We start from the raw sequence: 2,724 nt of genomic DNA on the forward strand, positions 1-2,724 counted from the left end.
CCTATTGTACTCTTTCCAATTTGCGATACGATATCTCTGTCTAAGTGAGGATTTCTTTTTCATTTTGAAAGAGGTTATTGTTCCTCCTCATCTTAGACATACTCCTATTCCCGTACAATTTATTTGTGCAACAAAGCCATGACGAATTACGAATTACGAATTTCAAATCTTCGGAAAAAAAAATTTTTCTTACAACCAAGACAAAAACTTGATGCTCTCCTTGTAGCCAACTTGACAAATATTGGCTATCTCACCGGATTTTGGGGATCTTTTGGTCGACTTCTCATAACTCGAAAAAATACTATTCTGATCAGTGATTCGAGATATTCGGAACGAGCGAAGAATCTTCTTAAAAACCGTAGAGACAAGGCAATGCCTTGTCTCTACCAAGAAATCGATCAGGAAAAGGATTTTTGGCAAAAACTCGCAAAAAAATATCGAATTCATCATCTTGGATATGAAGCATCTCATGTTTCTGTTGAACAACTTGCAAAATTGAAAAAAGTATTTAGAACCGTAGAGACAAGGCATGCCTTGTCTCTCCATAAAACTGTGCACGTTGTGGAACAACTTCGACAGCAGAAATCTGAAGAAGAAATTCAGCTCATCCAAAAAGCCGCGAAGATTGCCGACACATCATTAGAAAAAACATTGTCATATCTCAAAATTGGTATTACGGAAAAAAAGCTCGCGTGGATTTTTGAGAAAATCGCCCGTGAAGAACTCAGCGCAGATTCTCTCTCATTTCCGACAATCGTGGCGTTTGGAAAAAATTCAGCAACTCCGCACCATGAAACGGGCGATGCGAAACTTACGAAAAATTCGCCGATTCTTTTTGATTGCGGAGTGAAGTACAAGAGATATTGCTCGGACATGACGCGATCATTCTTTTTTGGAAAACAAACGGAAAAATGGCTCAAAACTTTTCAGCTTGTAAAAAAAGCTCAGGAAGAAGGGATGAAGCTTATTCGTCCGGGGAAGAAATGTTCCTCTCCAGATCTGAAAGCACGAGAAGTTTTTGGAAAAGACGCAAAATATTTTGGTCATTCCTTTGGTCATGGAGTTGGGATTGAAGTGCACGAATCCCCTTCTCTTTCGTCAAAATCCTTCGACAAATTCCAAGAAAATATGGTCGTCACAGCGGAGCCTGGACTCTATTTTCCCGGAGAATTTGGGATAAGAATTGAGGATTTGATGGTAGTGAAGAAAACGGGAAATGTGGTGCTGTCGAGGTTTCCGTATGAAATGTCAGTCTGAAACATTTAATACCCCCATCGTTCACGACTACTCTTCCCGATAGGAATACCATCCGACGTATCTTCGGTAAAATGTTCAAGAATTTCTCTTGCAGCAGTTATTGCGCCTTCGAAATTTTGTCCAAAATTTCCCAAGTCATCGCAGTGTCGTTTGAGCAAGTTATTGGGATGATCACCATATGGAGTTATCTGAAAATTTCCACGTGCTCTTTCTGTGATAATCAAATATTTTACCGCATGGCGCCCATTTTTCGTATTCTTCAAAGTTGACACACTCCATCTCTTTTCGCCACTTGCATCGAGTACTTCTTCCGCAGTCACATCATATGTTTTTCCACGGACATCAATAGTTCTTTTTGTTTCGCCTACTTGTTCGGAATCCCGCACTTTTTTTTCTGAGAAAGCCAATTGGGGCATTGTTCCATCATACCGACGTCCGCAAAAGACATGTGCAGCAGCGGGATTATCTTCTCTTCCTAATTCTTCTGAATCCGCATTCGGTCCGAAAATGGCAATCTTTTCATCTCCTCGTTCATTTTGAACTCTTTTCAAAACGAATTGAGTTTTTTCATCGGGAGAGACCACGCACCATTCACCTTTATTTTTTAATGGCATAACAGTGAGAGTGTGGCCATTTGCTGTCTTGATTTCCTTACCATGAGGTTTTTGAGAAACTTCAGCAGGCTTATCCTTATCTTGTTTTCCACCACCTGTCGCTTCGTCTGGAGATGATGAATCGACGGCATCCAAGGCAGTAGCCGCAGCATCTTTGCTTTGAGCAATTATTCCGCTGATACTGTCATTTCCAGAAGCACCATCTCCATTACGACCTACAGCAATTTCCACAACTTGTGCTCGTAATCCATCTGTTATTCCTGGATCTAGTTTTTTAGCTTCTTTTTCGTCTTCTCTTCTCCTTTCGAGAAAACGAATAGCTTCATCTGAAGATCCGAACACTATCCCTTTTGTACTCGGGAGTGAACATGAATTGATTACAAACCCAGCTCGAGACCCGTGTTGATAATCAATCTTTGCCAAAAGTTTCCCGTCGGCGTCAGAAACAGTAACACCCTGCTTTGGGTTTTTGAGTCCACGAATAACCAGGTCTCCCTTGGTTTGAACATCGTTGCCATTTCTATTCAAATCGGCAGTACTACTTTCATATCCATATCTTGGTCGAACTGTATGATTATTAAAGCTTCTTATCCAGTTGCGTTGAGCCATATAAAAATTAAGAAAAAAATAATGCTATATTAAAACCATAATATATTCATAAACACAAGCAAATTTTGCTATATTCCACGAAAAAACACAACCTGCACGTTTTGGATCAGGCAATAATTTGCTGGACTGATGTAGAATGGGGGAGGATTTTTTTTGGAGGTATGAATATTCAAGAACAAGAATTTCTTCAGCTTTTTCTTCCTGAAGGAATTCTGCAGTGGTTTGATGTGATACAAGGAGAAAA

2 protein-coding genes are annotated in these 2,724 nt (G+C 40.0%); one reads left to right on the forward strand and one right to left on the reverse strand.

Annotation, left to right across the window (positions count from 1 at the left end):
* Nucleotides 1-138: 138 nt before the first annotated feature.
* Nucleotides 139-1,257 carry an aminopeptidase P family protein gene (locus HZA38_05385; protein MBI5414915.1) on the forward strand — a complete coding sequence of 373 codons (1,119 nt, stop codon included), beginning with the start codon at nt 139-141 and terminating at the stop codon, nt 1,255-1,257.
* A gap of 5 nt (nt 1,258-1,262) precedes the next feature.
* Here HZA38_05385 and HZA38_05390 read toward each other — a convergent pair whose 3' ends face one another.
* A complete protein-coding gene (locus HZA38_05390; protein ID MBI5414916.1) occupies nt 1,263-2,480 on the reverse strand; it encodes a hypothetical protein in 1,218 nt (405 codons plus the stop codon).
* Nucleotides 2,481-2,724 lie beyond the last annotated feature (244 nt).

The sequence above is a fragment of the Candidatus Peregrinibacteria bacterium genome (assembly GCA_016220175.1).
In the GTDB taxonomy this organism is placed as follows: Bacteria; Patescibacteriota; Gracilibacteria; order CAIRYL01; family CAIRYL01; genus JACRHZ01.

What these genes read in the sequence shown, in the direction of transcription:
- HZA38_05385 (MBI5414915.1), top strand. Translation starts at nt 139, where the DNA reads ATGACGAATTACGAATTACGAATTTCAAATCTTCGGAAAAAAAAATTT.
- HZA38_05390 (MBI5414916.1), bottom strand. Translation starts at nt 2,480, where the DNA reads ATGGCTCAACGCAACTGGATAAGAAGCTTTAATAATCATACAGTTCGA.